Annotated in this window: 2 protein-coding genes and 1 pseudogene; 2 read left to right on the top strand and 1 reads right to left on the bottom strand. The window is 64.0% G+C overall.

Translation table 11 applies throughout. The features are described 5' to 3' along the window. A partial coding sequence (locus ACZY0B_RS27180; RefSeq protein ID WP_463767324.1) for an SAM-dependent methyltransferase occupies positions 1-441 on the top strand: 441 nt, incomplete at its 5' end. 261 nt (positions 442-702) lie between these two features. Here the strand turns inward: ACZY0B_RS27180 and ACZY0B_RS27175 are convergent. Continuing rightward, positions 703-1,896, bottom strand: a complete 1,194-nt coding sequence (locus ACZY0B_RS27175; RefSeq protein WP_463767325.1) for a cupin domain-containing protein — start codon at positions 1,894-1,896, stop codon at positions 703-705. Between the two features lie 160 nt (positions 1,897-2,056). On the opposite strand from ACZY0B_RS27175, the pseudogene ACZY0B_RS27170 reads away from it, so the two are divergent. Next, positions 2,057-2,476, top strand: a pseudogene (locus ACZY0B_RS27170) (class I SAM-dependent methyltransferase); the annotation flags it as partial.

Genomic DNA, 2,476 nt, shown 5'->3' with positions numbered 1-2,476 from the left:
CTGCGCGACGATTGGCCACAGGCATTGCGGGACAGCGGGTTCGACCCCGCCATGCCGTCTGCGTGGATCGCCGAGGGCCTGCTGATCTATCTGCCGGCCGCCGCCCAGGAGCAGCTGTTCAGCGGCATCAACGGCCTGGCCGGACATGGCAGCCATGTCGCCGTCGAGGACGGCGCGCCACTGCAAGCCGACGAGTTCGAGGCCGCCGTCGAAGAAGAACGTGCGGCCGCCGCCCAGGGTGACAAGCGGCTGTTTTTCCAATTGGTCTACAACGAGCAACACGCCCCGGCCACCGAATGGTTCGGCCGGCACGGCTGGAACGCGGTCGGCACCCCCTTGGCGGACTACCTACGTGAGGTCGGCCGTCCGGTCCCCGGACCAGAGACCGAAGCCGGGCCGATGATTGCCCGCAACACCCTGGTCAGCGCCGTCAGGGCCTGAGCCGTCGGAAGCGGCCATCGCTCCTTGATCGGCGATCGGGAACTTTTCGGGCTGCCCGGCCGACAACTACGGCGTGCTACTTGCGCCGCCTAACAGCCGAGAATGGTCGTCGATTTCACCTCTGCGACGAGTCCCTGGTATGGCGCTACGGGTTACTTCCCATGGATCGATGGTGTCGGCAGCGTCGTCGTATGCTCATATTCCGCCGTTGGTGGCCGCGCAGTCCGCGTTCGGCACCAAGTCGGCATCGATGCAGCACGATCAGCCAGGCTGAGCCTCAGAGAGCCGGACGAGGAATCCGCTCACAATCAGCGATCGGGCTAGCTCAACCTGTTGCTGCGCATTGAGCTCGGGCAGATCGCGAACCCGAAACGGCTCGGTACTGCTCGAGATGAACAGCATCGCGGCCTCGTGGTCGGGACCGGCGCCGACCGACAAACCCGCAAACTGCAGGGCAACGCCGCCGGGCGTAGCCTTCACCCGCGAATAGAGCGGTTGGTACTTCCTCACCACTGTTTGTCCGTCGATTCGGGCGGCGTTCGAGATCGGTCCGATTGGTGGGCATCGACCGCGGCGGACTAGGGCATCCGCCAATGCGTCGAGACCTCTCGCGATGGCGCTCGGGTCCTCAACCGCGTTGACAGCGTCACGTAGGAGGACGCCCAGGGTTGCCTGCACATCAGCGTCATCGAGATGCCGTGGCGGCAGGTAGGCGTTCAGACGGTCGTCGTGGAATCGCTGTGATTTGAGCGCCGCGATGGCAAGAGTGAGCATGGTGGGCGGGTGGAATCCGACGGTCAGATGGGCGGATGGCTCTGATTTGGTCTCGGCCGCATGAACTCGCCCGCGTGGCACGTACAGCACGTCGCCGACTTCGAGGCACACGTCGGTTAGCAACGGGAGGCCGTCGATGGCAACCGTCTTGTCCTTCTCGGGTTGCAGCTCGTGCGGCGGGACGTCGGGGCCGTCATACAAATGCCAGATCTTGGATCCCTGGATCTGCAGGATCAACACGTCGTGGTCGTCGTAGTGGGGAACGAGCCCTTGCGATGCGGGCGCGGTGATGTAGGCGTTGACCTGTACCGGGAAGTTCAGCTCGACCTCGATGGAGTGAGCCAACGACGCAATCGCACGCGCGAAGCGCTCAACGCCGCCCAAAACGATCGTGTAACCATCGGCAAAGTCGTTGCGGATAGCGGCAAGGTCGAGGCTGCCATCAACAAGTCGGTAGCTGTCGGAGCCGCTCTTCTTGTGTTTTCCCTTCAGCAGGTGCACCGTCGATGGCTCCCCGCGAAATAGCTCCAAGAGTTCCTCAACCGCCGACGCCCCCTGCAGCAGGCTATCGAAGTAGCCTGCGCAGCAACGCTTGACGTGGTGGTGCGTTGCCCCCCATATCTCGTCAAGAAACGTCTCCACCGCGAGAGGTTGAAGCAACCAGGCTAGCGACGGCTCGATGGTGACCCCTCCTCGAACGTCGTAATGATGCCAGCAACGTACTCCTCGCAAGCATCCCACTATGACCTCATGGGTAGTCGAATGGTCGCCCCGCGACGGGGACAAAGCCGCTGTTCGGGGCGGCTAGCTACGTGTATGTTCGCCATCGCCGTTGCGCCCCATGGGAAAAGGCGTCCCAGCTTGGCGGCGTGGTGTTGGTTGGGCGCGTAGCGAAGGTGATACATGGCATCACAACGAGTGTTGGTTCGACCGCGTTGTTGGTTGCGACCGCGCGAGCCCAGGAGGCGCACGAGCCCGACCCGCTGGCCGTCGATCCGTATGCGGAGATTTTCTGCCGTGGCGACGGCGGTCCCGTCGCCGACGTCCTCGACGGCACGGACCCCGACCACCACCTGAAGACCGCCGACTTCAGCCTGCATTTCGTCAACTTCCAGGGCGCTCGCACGAAGTAACTCGACGAATATTTCCGCCGGGCCGCTGACGCCGGCGTGCGGCAGGCCGCCACGACGATCTTCGAGTTGGACCGCCCGCAGGTCCTCGATTTCAAGCGTGAGGTGCTCGCCGGCCACGGCGACCAGCC

This window comes from Mycobacterium sp. IDUB_19, assembly GCF_055419445.1.
The sequence above is the reverse complement of the archived record's forward strand: the minus strand, read 5'-3'. Positions and strand labels throughout refer to the sequence as shown.